24 protein-coding genes and 3 pseudogenes are annotated in these 25,934 nt (G+C 66.1%); 14 read left to right on the plus strand and 13 right to left on the minus strand.

Annotated features, from left to right (window positions below):
- Positions 1-208: 208 nt before the first annotated feature.
- Positions 209-955, plus strand: a complete 747-nt coding sequence (locus U5805_RS25645; protein WP_322106318.1) for an IclR family transcriptional regulator — start codon at positions 209-211, stop codon at positions 953-955.
- A 34-nt stretch (positions 956-989) separates the two neighbouring features.
- Here the strand turns inward: U5805_RS25645 and U5805_RS25650 are convergent, their stop codons facing one another.
- Positions 990-2,774, minus strand: coding sequence for an IlvD/Edd family dehydratase (locus U5805_RS25650; protein WP_322106319.1), 1,785 nt, complete (start codon positions 2,772-2,774; stop codon positions 990-992).
- 166 nt (positions 2,775-2,940) lie between these two features.
- Positions 2,941-3,969 (minus strand): LacI family DNA-binding transcriptional regulator, encoded by a 1,029-nt coding sequence (locus U5805_RS25655; protein WP_415914665.1) that lies wholly within the window; start codon positions 3,967-3,969, stop codon positions 2,941-2,943.
- An 84-nt stretch (positions 3,970-4,053) separates the two neighbouring features.
- On the opposite strand from U5805_RS25655, the gene U5805_RS25660 reads away from it, so the two are divergent.
- Positions 4,054-4,206, plus strand: a complete 153-nt coding sequence (locus tag U5805_RS25660; protein WP_322106320.1) for a hypothetical protein — start codon at positions 4,054-4,056, stop codon at positions 4,204-4,206.
- Between the two features lie 70 nt (positions 4,207-4,276).
- On the opposite strand, the gene U5805_RS25665 is transcribed toward U5805_RS25660, so the two are convergent.
- The 3 genes and pseudogenes from U5805_RS25665 to U5805_RS25675 all read right to left on the minus strand — a co-directional run.
- On the minus strand, positions 4,277-4,717 hold the full coding sequence (locus tag U5805_RS25665) for a hypothetical protein (protein ID WP_322106370.1): 441 nt from the start codon (positions 4,715-4,717) through the stop codon (positions 4,277-4,279).
- Positions 4,718-4,888: 171 nt separating this feature from the next.
- Entirely contained in the window at positions 4,889-5,974 is a 1,086-nt protein-coding gene (tssA, locus tag U5805_RS25670) for a type VI secretion system protein TssA (RefSeq protein WP_322106321.1), read from the minus strand.
- Between the two features lie 41 nt (positions 5,975-6,015).
- Positions 6,016-6,591: pseudogene (locus U5805_RS25675) on the minus strand (type VI secretion system baseplate subunit TssF); the annotation flags it as partial.
- Here U5805_RS25675 and U5805_RS31875 point away from each other — a divergent pair.
- The 5 genes and pseudogenes from U5805_RS31875 to U5805_RS25700 form a co-directional block, all read left to right on the plus strand.
- Positions 6,591-6,797, plus strand: a pseudogene (locus tag U5805_RS31875) (hypothetical protein); the annotation flags it as partial. The pseudogenes U5805_RS25675 and U5805_RS31875 sit on opposite strands and share 1 nt — an antisense overlap.
- 224 nt (positions 6,798-7,021) lie before the next feature.
- Positions 7,022-7,339 (plus strand): metalloregulator ArsR/SmtB family transcription factor, encoded by a 318-nt coding sequence (locus tag U5805_RS25685; RefSeq protein ID WP_322106322.1) that lies wholly within the window; start codon positions 7,022-7,024, stop codon positions 7,337-7,339.
- A gap of 88 nt (positions 7,340-7,427) precedes the next feature.
- Positions 7,428-8,489, plus strand: a complete 1,062-nt coding sequence (locus U5805_RS25690) for an alkene reductase (RefSeq protein ID WP_322106323.1) — start codon at positions 7,428-7,430, stop codon at positions 8,487-8,489.
- A 345-nt stretch (positions 8,490-8,834) separates the two neighbouring features.
- Positions 8,835-9,035, plus strand: coding sequence for a DUF3562 domain-containing protein (locus tag U5805_RS25695; RefSeq protein ID WP_322106324.1), 201 nt, complete (start codon positions 8,835-8,837; stop codon positions 9,033-9,035).
- Between the two features lie 274 nt (positions 9,036-9,309).
- Positions 9,310-9,540: pseudogene (locus U5805_RS25700) on the plus strand (DUF2866 domain-containing protein); the annotation flags it as partial.
- 143 nt (positions 9,541-9,683) lie between these two features.
- Here the strand turns inward: U5805_RS25700 and dapA are convergent.
- The 4 genes from dapA to U5805_RS25720 all read right to left on the minus strand — a co-directional run bounded on the left by dapA (position 9,684) and on the right by U5805_RS25720 (position 12,792).
- Positions 9,684-10,559 carry a 4-hydroxy-tetrahydrodipicolinate synthase gene (dapA, locus tag U5805_RS25705; protein WP_322106325.1) on the minus strand — a complete coding sequence of 292 codons (876 nt, stop codon included), beginning with the start codon at positions 10,557-10,559 and terminating at the stop codon, positions 9,684-9,686.
- Positions 10,560-10,914: 355 nt separating this feature from the next.
- Positions 10,915-11,346: a polymer-forming cytoskeletal protein gene (locus U5805_RS25710; protein ID WP_322106326.1), complete on the minus strand. Its 432-nt coding sequence runs from the start codon at positions 11,344-11,346 to the stop codon at positions 10,915-10,917.
- A 59-nt stretch (positions 11,347-11,405) separates the two neighbouring features.
- Positions 11,406-11,762 carry a hypothetical protein gene (locus U5805_RS25715; RefSeq protein WP_322106327.1) on the minus strand — a complete coding sequence of 119 codons (357 nt, stop codon included), beginning with the start codon at positions 11,760-11,762 and terminating at the stop codon, positions 11,406-11,408.
- Positions 11,755-12,792 carry a M23 family metallopeptidase gene (locus U5805_RS25720; RefSeq protein ID WP_322106328.1) on the minus strand — a complete coding sequence of 346 codons (1,038 nt, stop codon included), beginning with the start codon at positions 12,790-12,792 and terminating at the stop codon, positions 11,755-11,757. The genes U5805_RS25715 and U5805_RS25720 overlap by 8 nt, the downstream gene beginning before the upstream one ends.
- Positions 12,793-13,114: 322 nt before the next feature.
- On the opposite strand from U5805_RS25720, the gene U5805_RS25725 reads away from it, so the two are divergent.
- The 5 genes from U5805_RS25725 to U5805_RS25745 all read left to right on the plus strand — a co-directional run bounded on the left by U5805_RS25725 (position 13,115) and on the right by U5805_RS25745 (position 19,568).
- Positions 13,115-14,407, plus strand: coding sequence for an aspartate carbamoyltransferase (locus tag U5805_RS25725; RefSeq protein WP_322106329.1), 1,293 nt, complete (start codon positions 13,115-13,117; stop codon positions 14,405-14,407).
- 400 nt (positions 14,408-14,807) lie between these two features.
- On the plus strand, positions 14,808-15,539 hold the full coding sequence (locus U5805_RS25730) for a (2Fe-2S)-binding protein (RefSeq protein ID WP_322106330.1): 732 nt from the start codon (positions 14,808-14,810) through the stop codon (positions 15,537-15,539).
- Positions 15,540-15,553: 14 nt separating this feature from the next.
- Positions 15,554-16,567, plus strand: coding sequence for a xanthine dehydrogenase family protein subunit M (locus tag U5805_RS25735; protein WP_322106331.1), 1,014 nt, complete (start codon positions 15,554-15,556; stop codon positions 16,565-16,567).
- Positions 16,564-18,762, plus strand: a complete 2,199-nt coding sequence (locus U5805_RS25740; RefSeq protein ID WP_322106332.1) for a xanthine dehydrogenase family protein molybdopterin-binding subunit — start codon at positions 16,564-16,566, stop codon at positions 18,760-18,762. The genes U5805_RS25735 and U5805_RS25740 overlap by 4 nt, the downstream gene beginning before the upstream one ends.
- Positions 18,763-18,980: 218 nt before the next feature.
- Positions 18,981-19,568 carry a nucleotidyltransferase family protein gene (locus U5805_RS25745; protein ID WP_322106333.1) on the plus strand — a complete coding sequence of 196 codons (588 nt, stop codon included), beginning with the start codon at positions 18,981-18,983 and terminating at the stop codon, positions 19,566-19,568.
- Between the two features lie 15 nt (positions 19,569-19,583).
- Here U5805_RS25745 and U5805_RS25750 read toward each other — a convergent pair whose 3' ends face one another.
- Complete coding sequence (locus U5805_RS25750; protein WP_322106334.1) at positions 19,584-19,784, minus strand: hypothetical protein; 201 nt, start codon at positions 19,782-19,784, stop codon at positions 19,584-19,586.
- A gap of 298 nt (positions 19,785-20,082) precedes the next feature.
- On the opposite strand from U5805_RS25750, the gene U5805_RS25755 reads away from it, so the two are divergent.
- Together U5805_RS25755 and U5805_RS25760 are read left to right on the plus strand one after the other, a co-directional pair.
- Positions 20,083-20,232, plus strand: coding sequence for a hypothetical protein (locus U5805_RS25755; RefSeq protein WP_322106335.1), 150 nt, complete (start codon positions 20,083-20,085; stop codon positions 20,230-20,232).
- 330 nt (positions 20,233-20,562) lie between these two features.
- Positions 20,563-21,831, plus strand: coding sequence for a PepSY-associated TM helix domain-containing protein (locus tag U5805_RS25760; RefSeq protein ID WP_322106336.1), 1,269 nt, complete (start codon positions 20,563-20,565; stop codon positions 21,829-21,831).
- Positions 21,832-21,915: 84 nt separating this feature from the next.
- Here the strand turns inward: U5805_RS25760 and U5805_RS25765 are convergent, their stop codons facing one another.
- Genes U5805_RS25765 through aepX form a run of 3 tightly spaced genes read right to left on the minus strand, consistent with a single transcriptional unit; the run spans position 21,916 to position 25,903 of the window.
- Entirely contained in the window at positions 21,916-22,983 is a 1,068-nt protein-coding gene (locus tag U5805_RS25765) for a 2-aminoethylphosphonate aminotransferase (RefSeq protein WP_322106337.1), read from the minus strand.
- Between the two features lie 23 nt (positions 22,984-23,006).
- A complete protein-coding gene (gene aepY, locus U5805_RS25770; RefSeq protein WP_322106338.1) occupies positions 23,007-24,194 on the minus strand; it encodes a phosphonopyruvate decarboxylase in 1,188 nt (395 codons plus the stop codon).
- Positions 24,191-25,903, minus strand: a complete 1,713-nt coding sequence (gene aepX, locus U5805_RS25775; RefSeq protein ID WP_322106339.1) for a phosphoenolpyruvate mutase — start codon at positions 25,901-25,903, stop codon at positions 24,191-24,193. The genes aepY and aepX overlap by 4 nt, the downstream gene beginning before the upstream one ends.
- Positions 25,904-25,934 lie beyond the last annotated feature (31 nt).

A 25,934-nucleotide genomic window follows, 5' to 3' on the forward strand; every position in this document is an offset into this window, starting at 1 on the left:
GAACGCGACTGCGCTTTGCCGTGACGGCGCGCTGGTGCATTCGCCATGTTTCGTCGATTCGCTACGCACCGCTTGCGGCGCCTCTCCCACGACCCCCACGATACCAAGGAACATTGCCGCCGAAAACCCGCACCGCTCGCGGTAGTGTCCAGCCTGATGCTACTATTTCCAACCTGTTGGAGACTCCCGCATTCACGCAATCGCGCCCATGTCGTCACCCTATGAAGTCCCCGCGCTGCGGCGCATTCACGACATCCTCGACGTGCTCGCTCACGCGCAAGGCCCCGTGCGCGCGGCCGCGATCGGCGAGATGACGAATCTCTCGCGCAGCACGCTTTATCTGATGCTCGATTCGCTCGAACGGCGCGGCTGGATCGAAAAGCGCGCCGACGGTTATATCGTCGGCGTCACGCTGTTCGAGCTGGGCAGCGCCTATGTGCGGCACGATCGCCTTCAGGATGTGTTCCGGCAAGAAGCCGCCGCGTTCGTCGCGAAGCACAACGAAGTCGTGCAACTCGCGGTGCTGGACGGCGCGGAAGTCGTCTATATCGCGCGCGAAGACGCGGCGCGACCGGTGCGGCTCGTCTCCGATCTCGGCTCGCGTTTGCCCGCGCACTGTTGTGCGCTCGGCAAGGCGCTGCTCGCAAGCCTGCCCGACGACGAAGTGAACACGATCCTGCCGCGTCAACTGGCCGCCGTCACGAATCACACCATCACGCGTAAAACCGACTTGCTCGCGGCGCTCGCCGCGATACGCCGCACGGGACTCGCGCAGGAACGCGAGGAAGTCACCGCGGGCCTCACCTGCTTCGCGGCATTCGTCGGCGTGACGGCGCTCGGCAAACGCGCGGCGGTCAGCACGAGCATGCCGCTGGAGCGGCTCGACGCGCGCCGGGAGAAGCGTCTCGCGATTGCGGTGGTGGAGATGGCGCACCGCATCGGCAAGACGCTGTAACGCACGCGCCTCGCTGTCCTGGCGTCCCAGCGCCTCAGTGCGAATGGCGCGGCTCGCCGCGCTGCTCGATCACGCGCAGATAAAGCGTCGCGGGTTCCAGGCAGCCGCCGGTGGAAAGCTGGCCAACCGTCTTGCGATATAACTCCTGCCACGGCGTTTGCGAGGGCGGCGCTTCGTATTGCGCTTCGGCGCGACGGCGTTCGAGTTCGTCCGCGTCGAGCAGCACGTCCACCTTGCGCGCGTTCAGATCGACGCGAATACGGTCGTTCGTGCGCAACAGCGCGAGGCCGCCGCCCACCGCCGCTTCCGGCGACATGTTGAGAATCGAGGGGCTCGCCGAGGTGCCGCTCTGCCGCCCATCGCCCATGCACGGCAGCGACGTGATCCCGCGCTTCACCATCTGCGCGGGCGGCGCCATGTTCACGACCTCCGCGCTGCCCGGATAACCCACCGTGCCGCAGCCACGAATCACGAGCATGCAACGTTCGTCGATCTGCAACGCGGGATCGTTGATGCGCGCGCGGTAATCCTCGGGGCCGTCGAACACGATCGCGCGCGTTTCGAACACGTTTTCCGCGCCCGGCTCGCTCAGATAAGTGCGCCGGAACGCTTCGCCGACCACGGACATCTTCATGATCGCGCTGTCGAAAAAGTTGCCCGAGAGAACCATGAATCCCGCGCCGTGCATGAGCGGATTATCGGCAGTACGAATCACTTCTTCGTCCGCTTCGGGCGCCGCATCGGCAATCTCGCCCATGCTCTTTCCCGAGACGGTTTCGCACGCGCGATGCACGAGCGACGCGCGGTCGAGTTGCCGCAAGATCGCGGGCACGCCGCCCGCCCGATGAAAACTTTCGCCCAGATATTCGCCGGCCGGCATGCAGTTGGCGAGCAGCGGCACTTGCTCGCCGTGGCGTTGCCAGTCTTCGAGACTCAAATCGACGCCCATGTGCCGCGCGATTGCAACCAGATGCGGCGGACAATTCGTCGACGCGCCCAGCGCCGAAGCCACCACGATCGCATTCTGGAACGCCTCGCGCGTCATGATGCGCGAGGGCCGCATGTCGTCGCGCACGAGATCGACGGCGCGCTTGCCGGTGGCATAAGCCATTTGTCCGCGCTCGCGGTACGCGGCAGGAATGCTCGCGCAGCCGGGCAACGACATGCCCAGCGCTTCGGCAAGGCAATTCATCGAAAGCGCGGTGCCCATCGTGTTGCAATGGCCGATGGAAGGCGACGACGCCGTGGTCAACGCCATGAAGCCTTCATAGTCGATCTCGCCCGCCGCCAGCAGGTTGCGCGCGTGCCAGATCACCGTGCCCGAGCCGACGCGCTTGCCTTCGTACCAGCCGTCGAGCATCGGGCCGCCGGACAGCACGATGGCGGGCAAATCGACGGTCGCCGCCGCCATCAGGCACGCGGGCGTGGTCTTGTCGCAGCCGGTGGTGAGCACCACGCCGTCGAGCGGAAAGCCATGCAGAATTTCCACGAGCCCGAGATACGCGAGATTGCGGTCGAGCGCGGCGGTCGGCCGCCGGCTCTGCTCCGCGAGCGGATGCACGGGGAATTCCATGGGTATGCCGCCCGCGTCGCGGATGCCGGCTTTCACGCGCTCCGCGAGCGCAATGTGATGGCGATTGCACGGCGCGAGATCGCTGCCCGTTTGCGCGATGCCGATGATCGGCCGGCCCGACTGCAACTCTTCGCGCGTGAGGCCGTAGTTCATGAAACGCTCGACGTAGAGCGCGGTCATGTCGGCGTGCGAAGGGTCGTCGAACCATTCCTGGCTGCGCAGACGTCGCGGGGACGAAGTGGTCATGGCGCTTATCTCCTTCCATATTGCGCGATCAGCGCGGCGCTCGTCGCGGGAACGTCGCTCGATCGCGCCTTTCGCTTTTGTCGTTTGTTACCGATAACATCAACGATGTTAGCACGATGACGCTCGCTCTCGCAGCGAGGAAAATTACCGCGATTTCGGGTGAGAATCAGGCGCTTTCGCGCGGCACGACGGCGTACTGAATGCGCGTTTTCGCGCGGCGGCGCGCTCCCTCGCCCGCCGCGAGCGCCGCGAGGATCGCTTCGCCCGCGCGTTGGCCGATGCCGTAGGCGTCGACGGAAACGGTCGTGATCGACGGATGGCAGCACGCGCCGATCTCGAAGTTGCCGAAGCCCGCCACCGCGATATCGCCGGGCACGCGCAGACCGCGCCGCTGGCACTCCATGATCGCGCCGAACGCCGACAGATCGCTCACGCCCATGACCGCTTGCGTGTCGGGCCAACGCGCGAGCAATTCGGCCATGGCGGGCGCACCGTGACTCAACGTGATCGGCGACTCGCCGAGCCGCACCACGCGGTCGTGCTCGAGCCCGAGCGCCTTCGTTTCGAGCTGAAAACCCTTGAGACGATCGAGCCCGCGCCGATCCAGTTCGCTCGCGCCGCCCAAAAACCCGATGCGCCGATGCCCCTTGTTCGCGAGATAACGCACCATCTCGCGCGCGGCGTTCACGTTGGAAAATCCCACCGCCATGTCGATCGGCTCGGCGGGCAGATCCCACATCTCGACGACGGGCACGCGCGAACGCAGCAACAACGTGCGCGTGGCTTCCGTGTGCCGCGAGCCCGTCAGCGCGATGCAGCGCGGCTGATGGCGCAGCATCTGGCGCACGAGGCGCTCCTCGCGATCGGGCAGATAATCGGTGTCGCCGATCAGCAGTTCGAGACCTCGCGGTTCGAGCACCGCCGTGAGGCCGCTCACGGTATCCGAAAAATTGGAGCTTGAGAGCGAAGGCACGAGCACCGCGACAAACGACGAGCGCCCCGAGGAAAGCGCGCCCGCGGCGGCGTCCGCCACATAGCCCAATTCGTCGATGGCGCGTTGCACGCGCTCGCGCGTCGCCTCCGACGCGCTTTGCCCGGCCATCACGCGCGAGACCGTCATCTTCGAGACACCCGCGAGACGCGCCACATCGGACATGCGGGGCGGCGCGGCTTTGGAGTCGGCGGGTTTGGACATCGGCGGCGGCGATCTGATAAAAAGAGCGCCTATGATAACGGCAGCGTCGCGCAAGTCTCGCTCGACGATTTGAGAGCGCATGGCGTGCGGCGCATCAGCATAGGCGGCGCGCTCGTGCGCGTGGCCGGGGGCGGCTTCATGCATGCGGCGCAACGGCTCGCCGAGGGCCGCTTCGACGGTTTCGAAAGCGCGGCGCAAAACGCGAAGCTCGACGCATTTTTCCAGGGCAAGGCGTGAGACGCCGCCGAGCGTAAAAAAGGCGGACACTTCCGCCTTTCCATGCACGCTATTTCACGCTTTCACGCGATTAGTCCCAGCGGCGATGCTTGCCGTGATGATGCCGGCCGCGATAGCCGCGCGAGTAGTCGTCGGAATAAGAATTCGAGCGCGAAAGATTCCCGCCCAGCGCCGAGCCCGCGCCGCCGCCTACCGCCGCGCCGATCAAGCCGCCGCCGCGGCCGCCCATCGCATTGCCCGCTGCGGTGCCCGCGCCGCCGCCGAGCGCGCCGCCAATGATCGCTCCGGTGCGCTCGCGCCGACTGGAGGTCACCGCCCCGCCCGCACCGCCACCCAACGCGCCGCCGATCACCGACCCGGTGCTGCCACCCACGGCCCCGCCAAGTGCGGCGCCGGCCACGCCACCCAGCGCGCCGCCCAAAGCGTTGTTCATGTCGCCGGCCAACGCCGGCAAGGACGTCGCCGCAGCCAGCGTAGCAACGGCAATCATGCGGAGGAATTTGTTCGACATCGCAGTGCTCATCTGTTTTTGAGATGGCACTGAGTATAGGGCGCAAATGTAAGGTTTATGTAACCGCCGGAATTGACGCCAGTAAGACATGTAACAAAATCGGCGCGAACGAGAGCGGTCAAGGCAGCGTGGTTTTCTCGTATCGCTCTCGCCGAGCCGCGCGAAAACCGCTTACTCGCTTTCCCACTGAGCGATCAGTTCGTTGGGAACGGCGTGAACCAGTTCCGAATACCGTTTGCCGACGCAATGCTCCGCTCTACGCAGCAACACGGGAATCGGGCTACTGGGTTCGTGACGCTCGAACCAATGCCGGGCGGCGCGCATCGCGTTGAGCGCCTCTTCTCGCCCGGACACGCCCGCCTCCGCGCGCGGCGCGTTGCGCTCCGCGACCGGCGGCGGCACCTCCACGGCGCTCAGGTCCGGCTCGACACCGGGCTCGTCGTGGTTCGCGGCAGGCGCCGCGTCGTCGAAACCTTGCACCAGCGGCGCGGCCGCCGGATGCTGCGTCGCGCGCCCGGAAACATGCTTCAAGATGCGCCTCAGCGAAGCAAAATCGGGCTCATACCCTTCCAGATGCACGCGCGCCCACGCTTCCATTTCCTCGACGCTCGCGACGGCTTCGTCGAGCGCCGAAAACAACGCGGGCTGTTGCACGCTGAGATCGTCCAGCTGGAGCGAAACCGATTCCGGCGCCAGCGCATCGCTCGGTCGGGGATGCGCGAACGCGCGCTCGATATCTCTCAATTGCAGGCGCGTTGCGCTCGACTTCGTCAGCGATATCTCTCGAATATCGGACAGCAAGCCATCGGTGTCCGTCAGCGCTTGCAGCGCATTCATGCGGATTTCCAGCGCGGCGTCGCGATCCGAATCCACGGAGAGCTGCGGATGAACGTCGTCGGGAAATGCGGCGAGCCAGGCCGAAAGCACGCGCAATCCTTCGGCAAGCCCCGCCGCCGAACTCAGCCGTGTTCGGCAGCGCGTAAAGATGACGGCAAGACGAATGTCCTTGCTGCGCATCATCAAGCGCCGGCATTCGCGATCCACTTCGCCCCAGTTGACCGGCTCGGGAATCCCGACAAAATCGCCATACTGCGCGTCGCTTTTCGCCGCGATTCGCCCCGCCAGCACGATAAATTCCGGGTCGTATTCGAGATCCGCGCCGCAGGGCAGTTCAGGCGTGACCGGCATCAGCCAGTCATGAACCGGCTGCGCGCCGGCCTTCACTGCCGCCGCGAGCGCGTGGTTTCTATCGTTCATCGTTTACTCCGTCGCGACCATCGGTGGTTTCGCTCTCGTATTCATGCCGCGCCTCGCGCACCCATGCGAACCGGCCAGCGCGCAACCCTGCCCCGTTGCATCGAATGCAGTTCCGTCTGCGTGAATGCGTTGATCGAAACATGGCGCGCAAGATAATGCTCGAGAATCATTCCGAGCAAATACGGGCTGGTGCCCGAAAACCCGCTTTCGTCGACAGTCAGCGAGCATTCGATACCGCGCCCGAAAACAAGCGGTCCGTTGCCTGGCAACATACGGCTTACGGGACGAGTTTTGACGCCGATCAGCGCTTCGACTTGCCGGTGCTGGTCGACGTCATCTCGGCTCAGGAAAAGTCGCAGCAGATCGCGTAAGCCCTGGCCGCCCGCGCGATGGTCCATATCGCTGAACGGCAAATAATTGAAATTGAGTTGCCGGATCAGCCGCCACGCAAGTTCGCGCTCGGCGAACGGCGCTTTCGGCGCGCTCGGCGGCCGGATCAGGCCGATCGAAGCGATGCCGTCCAGCGCGTCGGTGCCGTCGGAAGACAGATCGCTGATGCCGTTGCGCGGCACGAGCATGGGCAAGTCGCGGTTGGTGAGCCACGCGTCGACAGTGAGACGGTTCGCTGCTTCAGAAAAACGCCGACGCCCTCGGCAAGAACGCCGACAAGGCGCTCGGCATTCGCGCCGAGGAGCGCATCGAACGCGAACTGGTCGACAGCCACTTTGCCGCGCTGCGCGAAATGGTGACGGGCAGCGCCGATACCTCCGGCGACGCACAGGCCGACGCGGGTGTCGCGCTGGACACGATGTCCGTGAGCGGCAGCGGCGAATCGTCGCCGCTCGACGACAACCGCACGCTCGCGGGGCGCGCCCGCAACCGCCGCGTGGAAATCGTCGTCGAGCGCGCGCTGTGACAACGGCTCGCGCCGCCATTCGGGCGCGAGCCGTTTGCTTACGCTCGTCGAACAACCCTGCTTTCATCAATGGCATCCGCACATATCGGAAAAATACGATATAAGATTCGCTCAGTAACGATGCACTAGCGATGAAAGAAACGACTCCGACCCTCGACGTCGACGCAATCTGCAAGGCGCTCGCCAATCCCGTGCGCCGGGAGATTCTTGCGTGCCTGCGCGAACCGCAGGTGCATTTCGGCGATCAGGAACTGACGTTGGACCACGGCGTGTGCGCGGGCCGGATCGACGCACATTGCGAGCTTTCGCAATCCACCGTGTCCGCGCATCTGGCCGCGCTGCAAAAAGCCGGTCTCGTCACGTCGAAACGGGTCGGCCAGTGGGTGTTCTTCAAGCGCAACGAGCCCGTCATCGAGGCGTTCCTCGCCCACATGAACGCGCAGTTGTAGCGTGTCGCGGCTCGCATCGTCCGCTAACTCCGCTTTATCTCCGAATCGCTTTACAGCCCGCGGGCCGTGCCCGCAGACAAGGTGAACCATGGCAACGCTTTTCGACCCTATCCAGATCGGCGATCTCACGCTCCCGAACCGCATCATCATGGCGCCGCTCACGCGGCAGCGCGCGGGCGACGAACGCGTGCCCAACGAGCTGATGGCGCGTTATTACGCCGAACGTGCTTCGGCCGGCCTTATCGTTAGCGAGGCGACCTCGGTCACGCCGCAAGGCGTGGGTTACGCCGAAACGCCCGGCATCTGGTCGCAGGCGCAAGTCGAAGGCTGGAAAATCGTAACCGATGCGGTACACGCCGCCGGCGGCCGCATTTTCCTGCAACTGTGGCACGTGGGCCGCATTTCCGACCCCGTATTCCTCGACGGCAACCTGCCGGTCGCGCCGAGCGCCATTGCGGCGCAAGGCTTCGTGAGCCTCGTGCGTCCGCAGCGCGAATACGTCACGCCGCGCGCGCTCGAACTCGACGAAATCGCGGGCGTGATTGCCGCGTTCCGCCAGGGCGCGGTCAACGCGAAGGCAGCGGGCTTCGACGGCGTCGAAATCCACGGCGCCAACGGCTATCTGATCGACCAGTTCCTTCAGGACAGCACGAATCATCGCACCGACGCCTACGGCGGCTCGATCGAGAACCGTGCGCGCCTGCTGCTCGAAATCGCCGACGCCTGCATTGAAGTTTGGGGCGCCGGTCGCGTGGGCGTACACCTCGCGCCGCGCGGCGACGCGCACACGATGGGCGATTCGAATCCGGCGGCCACCTTCGGCTATGTGGCGCGCGAACTCGGCAAGCGCAAGATCGCGTTCCTGTTCGCACGCGAGTCGGTCGGCGACAATCGCCTCGGCCCGCAATTGAAGGCCGAATTTGGCGGCCCGTTCATCGCCAACGAAAAGTTTTCGCTCGAATCGGCACAAGCCGCGCTCGCGGCAGGCGAAGCCGACGCCGTGGCGTGGGGCCAGCTTTTTATCGCGAACCCGGACCTGCCGCGCCGTTTCGAACTGAACGCGCCGCTCAATGCGCCGAATCCGCAAACGTACTATGCGCGCGGCGAAACGGGCTACACCGACTATCCGTCGCTCGAAAATGCCGCATGAACACGGCATAAGCGCGACATAAAAGCGCAGCGGTTCGCGGCGCGCGCCTGCGGTCAGTCGACGCAGCACGGCGCGCCGCCAGCCACGCGGCCACGGCATGGACATGGGTCCGGCCGTGGCCATTTTTTCATGGCGAAGCCCATATGAACGGGCATTTCGCGCCGATGGCGGCATCGTTCAAACGGAAACGCCGGTAACGCGCGTCTCGCGCCGCGTAATTCGGCGCAATTCCGCCCAATTCGATAGGCGGTTTCAATTGGCATCCCGCGTGCGGATGTCCTTGAATTCAGACTCGTTTGTCCGTAATTCCGTCAGCCCCCCCGCCCGCCTATCCGGAGATTCGTCATGCCGAAAACCGAGGACCTCAAGCAGATCGTCCATTCGATCGCCGAGGAAACCAACACGCCCGAGGAAACCGTCGCCCGCATCTACGCCAGCACGCTCGACGAATATCGGGCCGAAGCGCGCATTCAGGACTATTTGCCCTTGTTCGCCGCCAGAAAAGTGCGCGCCACGCTGCGGCGAAACGGCTCGAAGCCGCACTGAGGCCGCGCGCTTCCTCTTGCTCCGCCCGCGTTTTTCCGTCGTCCTCGCTGCTCCCCGCGCTGGTCTTTCGAGTCCCGCCGTTATCCCCGCCGTTATCCCCGCCGTTATTCCGTTTCATTCCGGTCGCGCGCTCGTCGAGCGCGCACGCCGCAGCCTTACGCATGCGCTCTTAAGTCTCTTTTAATTCTTCGCTGCAACCATATGCTCAACCCCTGTTGAGCCGCCGGAGCATCGGCGGCGTTTTTTTATGCGGCGAACCGCGAGGAGCGAGGCGATGGTTGAAGACGACGTGCTGATGCACCTACAGTCCCTGCTGCGCGATGGCGGCGTTTCCGCAATCGCGTCGTGCCGCGTTTCCACGCCGCTTCAGCATCCGTGGGGACGGCCGTATCGTCTCGTCGAATGGACCACGCCGCTCGACGAAGGCGCGCGCCGCCAGGTCGTTCCCGCCGAAAGCACGGCCCTCGAAATCGCGCGGCTCGTCGCGCAGCACGTGCCCGGCCGCCGCATTCTGCTCAACGGCGAGCCCGCCGTCAGCGAACGCCCGCGCAGCCGTCGGCGCCGCGCGCGCAGCACCGCGAGCGCCCACGCGGCGCGCTGACGCCAGTCGCCGGCCCGCTCGCGCTCGCGCGTCACGCCGTCACGCCGTCACGCCATTAGCCGCGCGAGCGTTTCCTCCAGTTCTCCGCTCACGCGCGTCATCGGCGCGCGCAGTTCGTTGCGCATGCGACCCATCGACGCAAGTGCCGCCTTCACCGGCCCAGGATTCGGCTCCGCGAACGCTGCCCGCACGAGCGGCACGAGCGTATGCCAGATCTCGCGCGCCTCGCCGAGCCGATCTTCGCGCAACGCTTTTTCCATCGCCACGAAACGCTCGGGCCGCAAATGCGCCGACGCCGCAATCGCCCCGCTCGCGCCCGCGCATAGCGCGCCGAACATATCGAGATCCTCGCCGCACAGCACGTCCAGACGGCCGTCCAAAATCAGCGCAAGCGTCTTGTCGAGCGCGCCGCCGCAGTCCTTCACGGCCACGATACGTTCATGCGACGCGAGTTCGAGCAGGCTCGGCAACTCGATGCCCACGCCCGTGCGCGCCGGAATGTCGTAGACGATCACGGGCTTGCGACTTGTATCGGCGATGGCGGCGAAATGGCCGATCACGCCCGCCTGCGAAGGCCGGATGTAGTACGGCGCGGCAGCCAGCACGCCCGCAACGGGCTGCTCGTTGAGCGCCGCGATGCGCTCGCAGACGCTCGCCGTATGGTTACCGCTCACGCCCGCCACAACGGGCAACGCCCCCGCGGCCGCGAGCACGGTGGCAAGCACGGCGTCCTGCTCGCGATCGTCGAGCGCCGCAGGCTCGCCCGTCGTACCCAGTGCGACGAAACCGGCCACGCCCGCTTCGGCGTAATGACGCACCAGCACGTCGAGCGCCCCGAGATCGACGACGCCCGCATGAAACGGCGTGACGAGCGGAATCCAGATACCCGAGAAGCGCGCGGACGGCGCGAAAATGTGAGACATGACTTTTCCCTTGAACACGACCGTATCGAAGTCCATTCAGCGGTGCGCAGGAAAAGAGAGCCAGGAAGGCGGAGACGCCGGGGCAGACTGTTCCGTCGCAACATCTGACGGAACAGCAAGCTCCGGTCAGATGAGCGGCTGTTTTTTAGCTTTGACTTCCACCGGCGCCCCAAAGGCGGGCGCGACCGACGACACCGCGCGCAAGGCGGCGGCGCGAGGCAGAGCGTGTCGGTGCGGGTGAGCGGTCATGTCGCGCAGTGTAACCGGGATCGACCGGCCGCGCGCGTCAGCGGAGTCAGCGAAGTCAGCGGGCAGGGCCAACACGCACCCAACGCGCGCGCCGCGCCGCGGGCGTTCACTCGCGCGGCAGAATCTCGATGTCGGGCGAATCGAGCATCAGGCTCGGCGCCTCGTTGGGGTCGCGCTTCGCGAGTTTGCCGTCGACCGACGCGCCGCAATCCATCTGCAATTGCTGATAGTAGATGTTGCCCACGACATGCGCATTCGCCTGCAATTCGACGAAGTGATCGGCGATCACGTCGCCATGAATGCGCCCGTTCACGACGATGTCGTAGCCATGCACGTTGCCCTCGATCGAGCCGCGCTCGCTCAGCACGAGCAGCGTTTTCGCGCCCGGCTTGCCGGTGACGTTGCCTTGCACGCGGCCATCGAGGCGCAGGCCGTCGGCATATTCGAGACTGCCCGAGATCGTGATGTCCTGGGCGATCAACGTCGCCAGCTTCGTTTGCTCGATGGCGGGTTGCGGCTTCTTCTTGGTGCTGAACATAAAAAACTACCGTAGCGAATGAAAAAGGGCGCGCGGCACCGGTTGGAAATCCGCGCCGATCAGCGCGTTGCGGCGCGATGGTTGCGCACGAACAGCAGCTCGGTTTGCAGCTTGGCGATGCTGGCCTGCGCCGTTTCGGCGGCTTGCTGGAGCGTGGCGCGAGCGGCGCGTTCCTGTTCGAGCCGCAACTGCGTTTCGCCCAACTCGCGGCTCAGCGCGTCGGGCGACACCACGGGACAGCTCGGCGCTTCGTGCGGCATGAGCCACCACGCGGCGAGAGCGGCGCCGGTCGTCGCCGCGAGCGTGGTCCACAGCACCACGCCGGCCACGCGCACGACACGCGAGCGCACGGGCTGCAATTCGTAGGCGAGATCGGCGTTGGTGCGCACGCGCGCCGTGCGTCGCGGATCAGCCATGGTGAGAACCCGCCGTCGAAATGGCGATGGTGCCCGCACCGTCTTCGGCGCCCGGCATCGCACCGGGCGCGAGGCTCGGGAACAACGCGAGGTAATCGACAGGATTCACGGGCTGGCCATGCACGAGCACTTCAAAATGCAGATGCGGGCCGGTCGAGCGCCCGGTCGAGCCGACGTCGGCGATATGCTCGCGCGGCAACACGATCTGGCCCACTTCGACGTCGATCTTCGAGGCGTGGCCGTAGCGCGTGACGAAGCCGTTGCCGTGGTCGATCTCCACGGCGTTGCCGTATCCGCCCTTCGGGCCCGCGAAAATCACGCGTCCGCCCGCAGCCGCGAGAATCGCGGTGCCGGCGGGTGCGACGAGATCGACGCCGGGATGAAAGCTGAGCTGATGCGTGAACGGGTCGACGCGGTTGCCGAACGGCGAGCCGTTGCGGCCGCCGTCGAGCGGGCGGCGGCCCGGAAACGCGGCCCACGCCGCCTCGTGCTCGGCCGTGGCCGCTTCGAGCGCGGAAAGCGTCGCGCTCATGCAATCGACTTCACCGCTGACGGCCTTCGCGTTGTCGCGCGCCGCCGACCGCTCCACGCATTTGCGCGGCGCGAGCGCCGGGCCGCCTTCGCCATCGCCCTCGTTGCCCTCGTTGCCTTCGCCTTCGTCGCCCGGGTGCGCCGGCGTTATGGTCGGCACGCCGGCACGCGGCGGCTGCGCGCGCAACCGCTCGTCGAACTTGCGCAGTTCGGCAAGCTGCGCCGAAAGCCGTTCGATGCGCGGATCAAGCAGCGCGATGGAGGCATCCATGCGCCCGATCTCGCCCACCACGTAGTGATGCTGGCTCGACCCCGCCGGACCGGGGATCGCACCCGGCGCACTGGCGGTGAAATGACCGATGGCGACGCCGCTCGCCAGCGCCAGCACCGCGGCCGCGCACGCCCACGCAATCGCCGAGCGCCGCGCCGCGTGCTGCGTGACGAAGCGCAGATCGCCCTTGGTGAGATCGTCGGCGGCGCCGGACCACGGCAGCTTCATGACTGGTGCTCCGGGCGGTGAAATGACGGCGGCAAGGCAAACATCTTCGGCAACGGAGGCCGGCGTTACGGCGGCCTCGAAAAAATCAAAGCGTCGATTATCGCGGCGCTCGCGAAATCGCCATCCCAAATTTCCTGCACTCGATGCAGCGGCACGATAGTGCGTGCCGTGCAGGCACAATTCGCCGCGCGATGCGAGTTTTATCCCGTTCGAGCCAGCCCGCGCCGCACCGGCCGGCGACACCGCACAAACCGCTTGACTTCTCCCGCCACCGAACTAATATACGCACCGCGTACACAAACCAGAACCAACGGGTGCCAGCATGAGCGTTCCGCAACAAGCCTTCCTTCGCGACGCCATGCGGCGTCTGAACATGACCCGCGACCTGTTCGCGAGCCGCATCGGCGTGTCCCGCCGGGCGCTCGATACGTGGCTGCTGCCCGAGGAATCGGCGGAATCGCGCGCCATGCCCGAAATCGTGGAGCGCTTCGTCTCCGAAATCGTCGGCAACGGCGAGGTGCGCGAAAGCTATACGCAAAGCGTAGATCCGCGTTCGCTCGCGAGCCAGATTCAGGTGGAAGGCAAGCCGCAACTGCTTTCCGTCGATCAGTTCTCGCGCGACTCCGTGGAAGCGCTGTTTCGCGTGGCCGACATCATGCAGCCCATCGCGCGGCGCAGGAAAATCTCGCGCGTGCTCGAAGGCGCCGTGCTCGGCAACCTGTTCTTCGAAGCAAGCACGCGGACGCGCGTGAGCTTCGGCGCGGCGTTCTGCCGGCTGGGCGGTTCCGTGTGCGACACGACCGGCTTCACGTTTTCGTCGATGGCGAAGGGCGAATCGATCTACGACACGAGCCGCGTGATGGCGGGTTACGTCGACGCGATGGTGATTCGGCATCCTGATCAAGGCTCGGTGGCCGAATTCGCGCGCGCCGTGAACATTCCCGTCATCAACGGCGGCGACGGCCCCGGCGAGCACCCGAGCCAGGCGCTGCTCGATCTTTACACGATCCAGCGCGAGTTCTCGCGTCTTGGCAAGATCGTCGACGGCGCGCACATCGTGCTGGTCGGCGACCTCAAATACGGCCGCACGGTGCATTCGCTCGTGAAGCTGCTCGCGCTGTATCGCGGCATCAAGTTCACGCTCGTTTCGCCGCCGATGCTCGAAATGCCCGCCTATATCGTCGATAAAATTTCGACCAACGGCCACGTGGTGGAGCAGACAACGGATCTCAAGGCAGGCTTGCGCGGCGCCGACGTGGTGTACGCGACGCGCATTCAAAAAGAGCGTTTCACCGACGAATCGTTCGAAGGTTATACGCCCGACTTCCAGATCAATCAGGCGATTCTGGACGAGTGCTGCGGCCCGGACACGCTCGTGATGCACCCGCTGCCGCGCGACAGCCGCCCCGGCGCCAACGATCTTTCGACGGACCTGAACCACGACCCGCGTCTTGCGATCTTCCGCCAGACCGACAACGGCATTCCGGTGCGCATGGCGATTTTCGCGGTGCTGCTGGGCGTGGAAAATCTCGTCCAGCATTCGATGCGCGATGCCGCCTGGCGTCCGCCCGCCTACCTCGGCCTGGACGACGCCGTGTTTCATGGCATCGACTGACGCCTTCGTTCCAATGTGAACGCACCGGCTCGCCTGCGTTGCCGCGCAGGCGAGCCGGTTTCTTTTTCACGCAATTACTTCGTCATCCTGATTATCGACGGCAGCCGGCAAGCTTCGAATCCGATCCTGACTGACGCGCCATCTTCGCGTCAGTCACGCGCCAGCGAGTTATCGCATTCTGCGTTAATGCTTTACTTTGTCGCCCCACAGGCGCAACGTGCTGTTCTGGCGCGAGTTGCAACCCGCGCCAATCCAACGCTGTGACAGTTCGCTGTGACAGTTATGAGTCAGCAAGCGGCATCGGAATTGCTCTACCCATGCACGGCGCATCCGCTTTTCCCCTGTGATTCAGGCGGCCATGCGCTTCGTTCCGTCTTCGTCCTGGAGTCTGCCGAACGCCATGTCCAATCACAATCCCCACGACGCGCCGCGCGATTCACGCGACGCATCCTCGAATACTCAATCGACCAATGCCGACGCCGCGGCGCCCGCCGACGTCAAACGCCGGCGCTTTTTACAATCGGCTGCTGCTGCTGCGGCGCTGAACGCCGCGCCGCACTTGCACGCGCAGAACAGGCCGCAGGCGGCTGCCACCACTGCCGCGCCGCCGCCCGTTCCCGCGCAACCGGTCAAGCTCGACATCAATGGCCGCGAATATGTGCTGCAACTCGAACCGCGCGTCACGCTGCTCGACGCGCTGCGCGACTATGCGGGCCTGACCGGCACGAAGAAGGGCTGCGATCGCGGGCAATGCGGCGCGTGTACGGTGCTCGCAAACGGCCGCCGCATCAACAGTTGTCTCACGCTCGCGGTGATGCACGAAGGCGAGCGCATCACGACGGTCGAAGGTCTGGCGCAAACGGGTCAATTGAGCGCGATCCAGCGCGCGTTTATCGAGCGCGATGCGTTCCAGTGCGGATACTGCACGCCCGGCCAGTTGTGTTCGGCCACGGCATGTCTGAGCGAGTTTTCCGCAGGCACCGCGAGCGCCGTTACCGCCGACGTGCGCACGCGTCCCGCGCAACTGAGCGACGCCGAAATACGCGAGCGCATGAGCGGCAACCTCTGCCGCTGCGGCGCCTACGTGAACATCGTGGCCGCCGTGCGCGACGCGCATGCGGCCAGCGCGTAAGCGAAGGAGCACGCATGGACGCTCTCTCCTACCAGCGCGCCGCCGACGTCAATGGCGCCATCGCGGCCGCGCAAAAACCCGGCGCAATGTTCATCGGCGGCGGCACGAATCTGCTCGATCTGATGAAAGGCGGCGTTGCGCATCCGCAGACGCTCATCGACATCACGCGCATCGGTTCGCTCGACCGCATCGACACTTTGGCCGACGGCGGCTTGCGCATCGGGGCGCTCGTGCGCAACAGCGACGCCGCGAATCACACCTTCGTGCGCACGCGTTATCCGCTGCTTTCGCAGGCGCTGCTCGCGGGCGCTTCGCCGCAACTGCGCAACATGGCGACCGTGGGCGGCAATCTGATGCAGCGCACACGCTGCGCGTACTTCTACGACACCGCGTTCGCACAATGCAACAAGCGCGCGCCGGGCAGCGGCTGCGCGGCCATCGGCGGCTTCACGCGCATGCATGCGATTCTCGGCGCGAGTGCGCAGTGCGTCGCCGTGAATCCTTCCGATATGAGCGTCGCGCTCGCGGCGCTCGACGCAACGGTGCAAGTGAGCGGACCGCAAGGCGCGCGCGCGATTCCATTCGCGTCGTTTCATCGTCTGCCCGGCGAACGGCCCGATCTCGACACCACGCTTCAATTCGGAGAACTGATTACTTCCGTCGATCTGCCGCCGCCCGCGTTCAGCGAGCATGCGCACTATCTCAAGGTGCGCGATAGAGCAAGCTACGCGTTCGCGCTGGTTTCGGTGGCGAGCGCGCTGCAACTCGACGGCAACCGCATTCGCACCGCGCATATCGCCTTGGGCGGCGTCGCGCATCGGCCGTGGCGTGCGAGCATCGCCGAGCAGCACTTGACCGGGCGCACGCTCGATGCCGCAACGCTGCGCGAAGCCGCGAGCGCTGAACTCGCGCAGGCGCGCCCGCTCGACGGCAATGCGTTCAAGGTCGGGCTCGCGCAGCGCGCGATCGTTCGCGCGACGCTGCTCGCGGCCGGCGCGCAGGCCAACACCGCAGGAGACCTCGCATGAGCACCTTCACCGGACAACCGATGGACCGTATCGACGGCGTGCTCAAGGTGACGGGCGACGCCCATTACGCGGGCGATTTTCCCGAGGCGCGGCTCGCGCACGCGGTGCTGGTGACGAGCACGATTGCCAGCGGCACGATCGCTTCGATCGACACGCGCCGCGCTCAAACGATGCCGGGCGTGTTGCTCGTGATGACGTACGAGAACGCAATGCGCCTGCCCAACGGCGGCCGCACGCCGCTCAAGCCGCCCGCGGGCCGTCACCTCACGCTGTTGCAGGACAATGCGGTGCGCTATAGCAACGAGCCCGTTGCCGTGGTGGTCGCCGATACGCTCGAACACGCGGCCGACGCCGCGAATCACGTCGCCGTCACGTATGCGCCCACGCCCGCCACGCTCGATTTCGATCGCGCGAAAAGCCAGTCGCGCGTGCCCGCGAGCGCGATGGGGCGGCCCGTGGCGTCGTCGCGCGGCAACATCGAGGCGGGCTTGAGCGAAGGCGCGGTACGCATCGACGCGGTCTACACCACGCCCACGCAGTTCCACAACCCGATGGAACCGCACGCGACGATGGCGCGCTGGGACGGCCCCTCGCTCACGCTCTACGACGCGACGCAAGGCGTGAGCGGCGCGCGCACGGCGGTCGCCGCGGTGTTCGGCATGCCGCCCGACAACGTGCGCGTGATCTCGCCATTCCTCGGCGGCGGCTTCGGTTGCAAGGGCTCGTCGTGGTCGCATGTCAGTTTGTGCGCAATGGCCGCGAAACAAACGGGACGTCCGGTGCGGCTAGTGCTCGCGCGTCCGCAGATGTTCGGGCCGGTGGGCTCGCGCCCGCATACCGAGCAGCATGTTTCGCTCGCGGCGCGCGCCGACGGCACGCTGACGGGTTTGCGCCACGACACGCTCGCGCATACGTCGACATTCGAAGACTGGCTCGAATATTCCGGGCTCATCACGCGCATGATGTACGCCGTGCCCAATCTCACCACGAGCCATCGCATAGTAGCCCTAAATGTTGGCACGCCGACCTTCATGCGCGCGCCCGGCGAAACCACGGGTTCGTTCGCGCTCGAATCGGCAATGGACGAGCTCGCGTGGAAGCTCGGCATGGACCCCGTTGCGCTGCGCCTGAAGAACTATGCGGAAAGCGAGCCGCAGGAACGCAAGCCGTGGTCGGAGAAGGCGTTGCGCGACTGCTATGCGGCGGGCGCGCAGCATTTCGGCTGGTCGCGGCGCGTGGCTCAGCCACGCGCGATGCGCAACGGCAATACGCTGATCGGCCTCGGCATGGCGACCGCCACCTATCCCGCGAACCGCAGCGAAGCCGGTGCCGTCGCACGCATCTTGCCGGACGGCAGCGCGATGGTTGCGTCGGGCACGCAGGATATCGGCACCGGCACCTACACGGTGATGACGCAGGTGGCCGCCGACGCGCTCGGCGATTCGACCTTGCCGACCGCGCCGGTTTCGGGCGGCTCGCAGTCGGCGGCGAGCGTGTCGCCCGCCGTGCAGGCCGCCGCCATGGCCGCGCGCGACAAGCTCGTCGCGCTTGCCCGCGCCGACCGCGCCTCGCCGGTATTCGGCCTCGCCGCCGAGGACGTGACCGTGCAGGACGGCTGGGTCGTGAGCCGCAGCGACGCATCGCGCCGCGATCCGGCTGCCGCCGTCATCGCGCGCGCGGGCGGCCAGCCTGTCGAGGCGACGGTTTCCGCGAAGCCCGGCAGCGAGAAGCAGCAATACGCGTTTCACTCGTTTGGTGCAGTGTTCGCGGAAGTGCATGTCGACGAGGAACTGGGCACGATCCGCGTCGCGCGCATCGTCGGCGCCTACGACGTGGGGCGCGTGCTCAACGAGAAAACGGCGCGCAGCCAGTTGATGGGCGGCATGGTGTGGGGCATGAGCACAGCGCTGCACGAAGAGGGTTTGCTCGACACGCGCATGGGCCGCATCGCCAACAACAATCTCGCCGAGTATCACGTACCGGTGAACGCCGATGTGGGCACGCTGGACGTGCTGTTCGTCGGCGAGCCGGACCTGCGCTTCAATCCCGTCGGCGTGCGCGGTATCGGCGAAATCGGCATTACCGGCGTGCCCGCCGCGATCGCCAACGCGGTGTATCACGCAACCGGCGTGCGCGTGCGCGACTTGCCGCTTACGCTCGACAAAGTCGTGCCGCAGATGAATTCGCTTGCATGATCTGCACTGCAACTCATGCACTGCATGTCGGCGTCGTTGGGCATATCGACGGCACTTGACTCTCTCCACTGCCGGATCTGCATTGCCGGTCCGGCATTCCATTTCATGCTTGCAAGAAACGGTCTTATCGCGCCGGAAGAATGGCGTGCCGAGGGCTTGCGCTGCGCACGGATGCCCCGCACAATCGGCGCTTGTTCCTCTCCCGCGCGGTACACCCCATGGCCTACGCATCGCTTGCCACCGGCGTGTTGCTCGCCGCCGGCACCGGTTCGCGCTTCGATCCCAACGGTCTGCGCAACAAGCTCCTCGCCCCGCTTCCCGAAGGCACCTGCGTCGCGCGCGAATCCGCGCAGCGGCTGCTGCGTGTCGTGCCGCGCGTGATCGCGGTGGTGCGCCCGGGCGCCGAAACGCTCGCGCATGTGCTCAACGACGCGGGCTGCGACGTGGTGTTCGCGCCCAACGCCGCACGCGGCATGGGCGCGAGTCTCGCCGCCGGCATCGAGGCCGATCACGAAGCGGAAAGCTGGATCGTGGCGCTGGCGGACATGCCGTGCATCGCGGTTTCGACGATCGAAGCCGTGGCGCGTACGCTCGACACCGGCGCATCGCTCGTTGCGCCGTATTACCGCGGGCAGCGCGGGCATCCGGTCGGCTTCGGCTACGTGCATCGCGAGGCGCTGGGCGCGCTCGACGGCGACGCGGGCGCGCGAGCGCTATTGAGCACGCAGGCGCTCACGCGCATCGACGTCGACGATCCCGGCGTGCTGCGCGATATCGACACGCCCGCCGATCTCAACGGGCTCTGAACGCAACCGCCGGTTTCAAGGGTGAACGATGCCGTCCGACGCCACTTCGGTAGCGGGTGCGGGCGGCCGGGTTTGCGCGTCGGCATGGGCGGATTGTTCCTGCGCGGAAGCGGTTTGCGTCTGCGTCTGCCCGGCGTGCGCCGTTCCGTGACCGAAAAGTGTCGGCACGCCGAACAAGCCCGCCACGAACACCACCGCAATGACCGCCACACCCATGACACCACTCCTGCAAGGACGAATGGAGCGGTCTCTCACCGCTCCTTTTTTGAGAAAGCGGAAGTGTAAGGGTTGGGAAGACATCCAGAAACGCCAGGCGGATACAAACAGCGTTTCGCCGACTGCAACAATGCCGCGCAAGATTGCGGCATCGCGCGTCCATCCTGCGTCATTTGTGCGTGAATCCGCAGCGCGCGGAGCAGGCGCGCAAGCTGCGTAGCGATCGTCTACGCTAGAAGCTGAAAGCTACGCGCCCGCCACGGGCCACGTTCAACCGCACACGCACGAGGACACCGCGATGATCTGCTCGCATACCAACCCGCTTCCCGATCCGCTCGCCGATCCCACGCGCGATCCCGAACGCGATCCGCTTTCGCCGCCCTCGCCGGGCCATCACAACGACGAGCCGCAGCAGCCGGAAGGGCCGCCGGACAAAGACCCCGTCTGAGGTCAAGTCAGTCGGACGTCCACGATAAAACGCAGCGAGCGGGGTACGGTGAATCTCGCCTATCCCGTTCCGCCGTTGCCGGTTGCAACCGGCGGTCATCCCCCGCCGCCGCACGCTCTCCACCGTTATCCTTTCGTATACCTTGCATCACGGTGCGGCGACCCGTATGATGCAAACGATTCCTATTTGCGCTTATCCTTTGCGCGCTTATTCTTTGCGTTCATCCTGCCGGTTTGCCGTTTTTCCGCTCCCTATCGCCGTGACCGCCGCTGTAACCGCCGCCGTGACCACTTTCTTTATTCCCCGCTTGCCGGCGTGCCGGATTCCCCCATGAGACCGCTGCTCGTCCGCCTGCATCGCTGGTTCGGTCTTGGCACGGCCGCGTTTCTGTTCCTCGCCGGATTCACGGGCGCGGTGATCGCGTGGGACCACGAACTCGACGCGCTGCTCAATCCCGCGTTCTTCCACAGCGCGACGCCGGGGGCGCCGCTGCCCGCGCTCGAACTCGCGAAGCGCCTCGAAGCCGAGGAACCGCACGCCGAAGTAACCTACATGCCGCTCGCGGTCGAACCGGGCCAAACGTGGATCGCGCGCGTTTCCCCGCGTCTCGACCCGAAAACCGGCGCGCCGTATGCACTCGACTTCAATCAAGTCGCGCTCGACCCCGTGACAGGCGCGGAACAAGGCCGCCGCATGTGGGGCGCGCCGTCGCTGCGGCCGCTCAATCTCGTCCCGTTCCTCTACCAGCTTCACTACACGCTATTTCTGCCGACGAAGATGGGCATCGACTTCAGCGTGTGGACGATGGGCGTGGTCGGCATGGTCTGGCTGCTCGACGGTTTCGTCGCTATCGTGCTCGCGTTTCCGAATCTCAAAAGCTGGCGCAAGTCGCTCGCGTTTCGCGTGAAGCGCGGCGGTTATACGCTCGCGTTCGACCTGCATCGCTCGGGCGGCGTGTGGTTGTGGGGCCTGCTGATCGTCGTGGCCGTCACGTCGATTTCGATGAATCTGGGCGCGCAGATCGTGCGGCCCGTGGTTTCCGTGTTCTCGACGCTCGCGCCCGATCCGTTCCGCACCGCCGCGCCCGGCCCCGCGCTCATGCCCGCCGAAGCCGATGCCGCGCGCGACCGCGTCGCCGGTCTCGCCGCGCAAGCCGGCCGCCGCGAAGGCATCGTCGCGCCGCCGGGCGGCCTGTTCGCGATTCCCTCGGCCGGCACTTACGCCGTGGGCTACTTCGCGGCGGGCAACGATCACGGCGACGCGGGCCTCGGCAATCCGTGGCTCATCTTCAACGGCCGCACGGGCGATGTGCTCGCGCGCCAGATTCCCGGCCGGGGCAGCGCCGGCGACATCTTCATTCAAGCGCAATTTCCGCTGCATTCGGGCCGTATCGCCGGATTGCCGGGACGCATCGCCGTCAGCTTCACAGGGCTGTTCGTCGCGCTGCTCAGCGCGACGGGCGTCGTCATCTGGCTCAAGAAGGCGCGCGCGCGGCGCGCCGGCAAGATCGCATCAAAGGCCAAGGCGGCGAAGCTCGCGGCCGCGGCCGCGACGGCCACGGCAACCGCCCGCACGACGCGCGAACGCGCCCTTCACTGAGCCACGCGCGCGCCGCGGCAACCGCAAAAACAAAGGGCTTGCCGCGCGGCAAGCCCTTTGTTCATCGCTTGAAACGCGACGAACTTAACGCGCGATCTCGTCGAACGAAGCGAGCAAACGCTCGACGTCGGCGGCGTGAATGTCGCCCATCGTCGAAATGCGGAACAACTCCTTCGACAAACCGCCCTGCCCCGCGTAGATCACGAAGCCGCGCGCCTTGAGCGCGTCGTGCAACTTCGGGTAATCGACGCCCGCCGGCAAGCGGAACGCGCGCAGCACCACCGACGACGCGTCCTTCGGCAACACGCTTTCCATGCCGCGCGCGGCCAGTCCCGCGCGCACCTGCTCCGAAAGCGCCGCATAGCGCGCGTGACGCGCCTGCCAGCCGCCTTCGTCCGCAAGTTCGCGCAACGCCTCGACCAGCGCGTAGTACGCGTGAACCGAAGGCGTGAACGGCGTATTGCGCTGATCCTGCAACGTGGCGAGACGCTTGAGATCGAGGTAATACGTGCGGCTCGCAGCCGTCGCGAGCGCCGCGCGGCGCACGATCACGAACGCCGCGCCGGGCACGCCGTGCAGGCACTTGTTCGCGGTCGCGGCCACGGCGGCAATGCTCGCATCGTTGAAGTCGATGGCTTCCGAACCGAAGCTGCTCACGCCGTCGACGAGCATTTGCACGCCGCGCGCACGGCACGCCTCGCCCAGCGCGCGCAGATCGTTCAGGCGGCCCGTGGTGGTTTCGTGATGAATGATCGCGACGTGCGTGAACGACTTGCCCGCGTCGAGCGCAGCCGTGATGCGCGCGAGGTCCGGCGCCTGCATCCACTCGTGCTTCACGACTTCATGCGCGATGCCGTACTGCGCGGCGATGGCGGTGATGCGCTCGCCGTACACGCCGTTTTCGACGATCAGCAGCTTGCCGTTCGCGGGCACGAGCGAGGCGATCATGCTTTCGACGGCGGCGGTGCCCGAGCCCGTCATGAGCACGGCTTGCCACTGGGCCGGATCGAGATCGTAGACGCCGACAAGACGGGTGCGCGCCTCTTCCTGCACGTCGAAAAACTCGCTCTCGCGATGGCAAAGGTCTTCTTGCAGCAGGCTGCGGCGCACGCGTTCCGTGAGCGTGACCGGGCCGGGATTGAGCAACAGCATCGACTGATCCTTGTAAAGCCCGCTTAGTGAGCGAGCGCGCCGATGTGGCGCATGAGACGCGTCTTGACGTCGGGCGGCGTGATGGTCGGGCGCGGCAAACCGTCGGGCGTGCCGCGCTTGATCGTCAGGCGTACGAAACGTGTGCCTTCGACGCCCGATGCGCCCGCCGCGCGCTCGCGCGCCGCCGCCAGCACCGCGTCGAGCGTCGCGAGGTCGTCGCCTTCCACGGCATCGGCGTAACCGCACGCCGCCGCGACCGCCGCGAACGACACCTGCGCCGAAACGGTGGCCTGGCCGCCGGTGGAATCGTGCGCGCCGTTGTCGAGCAAAACGTGCGTGAGATTCGCGGGACCATATGCGCCAAGCGTGGCGAACGCGCCCATGCGCATGAGCGCCGCGCCGTCGCCGTCAACGGCCACCACGTTCAGATCCGGCCGCGCGAGCGCGAAGCCGAGCGCGAACGGCGTGACGCAGCCCATCGAGCCGACCATGTAAAGCTGATTCGCGCGGTCGTCGAGCGCGTATAGCTCGCGCCCGCAAAAACCGGTGGAAGCCATCACCACCGTGGATTCGGCCGGCGTGGCCGCGATCACGCGCTCTAGCGCCTGATGACGCGTCGGCAATTGCTCAGGACTCCGACCGTTCCAGTTCGACTTCGCAACCGCCAGCGCGTGCTTCGCCGGCATCGCGCCGCCGCCCTTCAGTTCGAACGGCGCGACGCTGCCCTTTTGCATGACGAGCGCGTACGGACGACCGGTTTCGTCCATATGCCTGAGCGCACGGTCGAGCGCCGGACCGATGGCCTCGGCTTCGGTCGGAAACAGCTCCCAGGGAATTTCCATCGTGTCGAGCATCTGCGGCGTGACCGGCCCCATCAGCGCGTGCTGCGGTTCGTCGGACACACCCGGCTGGCCGCGCCACGTCACGATCAGCAATTGCGGCAAGCGGAACGTCCACGTGAGCGAGGTGAGCGGGCTCACCGCATTGCCGAGGCCCGAGTTCTGCATCATCGTGATGCCGCGCTTGCCCGCGAGCGCCACGCCCGCCGTCAGTGCCACCGCGTCGCCCTCGTTCGCCGCGCTCACGTAGTGGAGCGACTCGTCCTGCAACACATAGTTGATGAACGGCGTGAGGTACGAGCACGGCACGCCCGCATACCATTCGAAGCCGCGCTCGCGCGCCGCTTCGACGAATTGCGCCGCTTCGATCATGCATTGCCCTCCGCGCTGTCCGGCGTCGCGACATCGCTGCCGAGCGGCGTTTGCGCGTGCGCGAAATCGCCCGCGCGGCGGAAGTCTTCGAGATCGTTCACGCCGCGCCAGTGGCCGTGTACGTATTGCACTTCGATCTGCTCGCCGTCTTCGATCAGCGCGTTGAGCAGCGCGGGCATGTCGAGCGTGTCGAAATCGGCGCGCGTTTGCAGTTGCGCAAGTTTCTTCGCGAGCTTGTCGCGGCCCGCGCCGCGCACGTTCAGCAAGCCGATCCAGCGGCCGTGCGGCGCCGTGCTGTATGCGCCGCTCGCGTCCTGTTCGCTCGACACGCGCTTGAGCACCACCTTGTTGCCGAACAGTTCGCGTTCGTCGGCGGCCGAGCACCAGGCGAAGTCGCGCACGCTGCTGTTTTCCGTTGCCGGCGACGAATCGACGACCACGCTGAAGTCCGCTTCGGTTTCCACGAGATCGCGCAGGATGTAGCTGCGGAACAGCAGGTCGCCATACGAAATCACGGTGTCGTTGTCGAGCGCGCCCACGGCGCACGCGAGCGAAGCGAGTTCGTTCGTCGAGTCAAAGCGCTCGTTGCGCACGAGCTTGATGCCGGCCGTGTCGATGGCGTCGGCCTTGTAGCCGCCCACCACGGTGATGTCGTTGACCGACTCCTTCTTGAACGCGTCCACGAGCCAGCGCAGCAGCGGCTTGCCCGCGACCGGCAGCATGACCTTCGGCTTGTCTTCGGTGAAGGCGTCGAGGCCCGAGCCGCGGCTCGCGGCCAGCACGATCGCCGAACCCGCGCCGCGCGACGTGGCGGAGAGATAGCGGTTTTCGGCTTCCGAATATTCGTCGGCGTCTTGCAGGCGGAAAATTTCGTTGACCGTGGCAATGCGGTCTTCCACGTCCACGAGGGTTTGGGTTTCGTAGATCGTCCGGGTGACGGCCTGCATTGCCGAAACCGCCGCGCGGATCTGATGGTTCGCCCAGATCACCGTGCTGATGCCGGCCTTGCGGAACACGTCCGTCGGCGTGCTGTAGTACTTCGTCGGCACGATCACGAGCGGGCCGCGGCCGGCCCATTCGCGCGCGAACGTGAGAATTTCGTCGGCTTTGGAGAGCTTGCTGTGAATCAGGATCGCGTCCGCGCCGGCCAGGCGGTACGCCTCCGCGCGCTTGAGCGCTTCGTCCATGCCCCAGCCCGCGATCAGCGCTTCCACGCGCGCGACGATCGAGAAGTTTTCGTCGGTCTGCGAGTCCTTGCCCGCCTTGATCTTGCCGCAGAATTCGTCGATGTCGGCAAGCGGCTGCGCTTCGCCGCCGATGAAGCTGTTGGTCTTGGGGAACACCTTGTCTTCGATGCACACGCCCGCGATGCCGCGCTGCTCGAGCTTCTTCACGAGACGGCGCACGTTGTTGAAGTTGCCGTAGCCGGTGTCGCCGTCGAGCAGGATGGGCAGGTCGCTCGCGTCGGCCATGAACTCGAGGTTGTCGACCACCTGGGTCCAGCTCGCCTCGTTGTTGTCGCGCACGCCGAATTGCGCGGAGATCGACAGACCCGAGCCCCAGATCGCCTTGAAGCCCGCCTCTCGCGCGATGCGCGCGGAAAGGCCGTTGTGCGCTTCCATCAGGAATTCGAGTTCGTTGCTGATGAGCATCTGGCGCAGCCGTGCGGCGCGCGATGCGGGAACCAGGGCAGGTTCGCGTGCGTTCATGTGTGAGACTCCATGTGGCGTCGCGGCGGCA

The sequence above is a fragment of the Paraburkholderia sp. J41 genome, from assembly GCF_905220235.1.
GTDB lineage: Bacteria > Pseudomonadota > Gammaproteobacteria > Burkholderiales > Burkholderiaceae > Paraburkholderia.

Excerpts from the sequence above, each read along its gene's own strand:
- U5805_RS25645 (WP_322106318.1), top strand. The coding sequence starts at position 209 with ATGTCGTCACCCTATGAAGTCCCCGCGCTGCGGCGCATTCACGACATC.
- U5805_RS25650 (WP_322106319.1), bottom strand. The coding sequence starts at position 2,774 with ATGACCACTTCGTCCCCGCGACGTCTGCGCAGCCAGGAATGGTTCGAC.
- U5805_RS25655 (WP_415914665.1), bottom strand. The coding sequence starts at position 3,969 with ATGTCCAAACCCGCCGACTCCAAAGCCGCGCCGCCCCGCATGTCCGAT.
- U5805_RS25665 (WP_322106370.1), bottom strand. The coding sequence starts at position 4,717 with ATGTCGAACAAATTCCTCCGCATGATTGCCGTTGCTACGCTGGCTGCG.
- tssA (WP_322106321.1), bottom strand. The coding sequence starts at position 5,974 with ATGAACGATAGAAACCACGCGCTCGCGGCGGCAGTGAAGGCCGGCGCG.
- U5805_RS25685 (WP_322106322.1), top strand. The coding sequence starts at position 7,022 with ATGAAAGAAACGACTCCGACCCTCGACGTCGACGCAATCTGCAAGGCG.
- U5805_RS25690 (WP_322106323.1), top strand. The coding sequence starts at position 7,428 with ATGGCAACGCTTTTCGACCCTATCCAGATCGGCGATCTCACGCTCCCG.
- U5805_RS25695 (WP_322106324.1), top strand. The coding sequence starts at position 8,835 with ATGCCGAAAACCGAGGACCTCAAGCAGATCGTCCATTCGATCGCCGAG.
- dapA (WP_322106325.1), bottom strand. The coding sequence starts at position 10,559 with ATGTCTCACATTTTCGCGCCGTCCGCGCGCTTCTCGGGTATCTGGATT.
- U5805_RS25710 (WP_322106326.1), bottom strand. The coding sequence starts at position 11,346 with ATGTTCAGCACCAAGAAGAAGCCGCAACCCGCCATCGAGCAAACGAAG.
- U5805_RS25715 (WP_322106327.1), bottom strand. The coding sequence starts at position 11,762 with ATGGCTGATCCGCGACGCACGGCGCGCGTGCGCACCAACGCCGATCTC.
- U5805_RS25720 (WP_322106328.1), bottom strand. The coding sequence starts at position 12,792 with ATGAAGCTGCCGTGGTCCGGCGCCGCCGACGATCTCACCAAGGGCGAT.
- U5805_RS25725 (WP_322106329.1), top strand. The coding sequence starts at position 13,115 with ATGAGCGTTCCGCAACAAGCCTTCCTTCGCGACGCCATGCGGCGTCTG.
- U5805_RS25730 (WP_322106330.1), top strand. The coding sequence starts at position 14,808 with ATGTCCAATCACAATCCCCACGACGCGCCGCGCGATTCACGCGACGCA.
- U5805_RS25735 (WP_322106331.1), top strand. The coding sequence starts at position 15,554 with ATGGACGCTCTCTCCTACCAGCGCGCCGCCGACGTCAATGGCGCCATC.
- U5805_RS25740 (WP_322106332.1), top strand. The coding sequence starts at position 16,564 with ATGAGCACCTTCACCGGACAACCGATGGACCGTATCGACGGCGTGCTC.
- U5805_RS25745 (WP_322106333.1), top strand. The coding sequence starts at position 18,981 with ATGGCCTACGCATCGCTTGCCACCGGCGTGTTGCTCGCCGCCGGCACC.
- U5805_RS25750 (WP_322106334.1), bottom strand. The coding sequence starts at position 19,784 with ATGGGTGTGGCGGTCATTGCGGTGGTGTTCGTGGCGGGCTTGTTCGGC.
- U5805_RS25755 (WP_322106335.1), top strand. The coding sequence starts at position 20,083 with ATGATCTGCTCGCATACCAACCCGCTTCCCGATCCGCTCGCCGATCCC.
- U5805_RS25760 (WP_322106336.1), top strand. The coding sequence starts at position 20,563 with ATGAGACCGCTGCTCGTCCGCCTGCATCGCTGGTTCGGTCTTGGCACG.
- U5805_RS25765 (WP_322106337.1), bottom strand. The coding sequence starts at position 22,983 with ATGCTGTTGCTCAATCCCGGCCCGGTCACGCTCACGGAACGCGTGCGC.
- aepY (WP_322106338.1), bottom strand. The coding sequence starts at position 24,194 with ATGATCGAAGCGGCGCAATTCGTCGAAGCGGCGCGCGAGCGCGGCTTC.
- aepX (WP_322106339.1), bottom strand. The coding sequence starts at position 25,903 with ATGAACGCACGCGAACCTGCCCTGGTTCCCGCATCGCGCGCCGCACGG.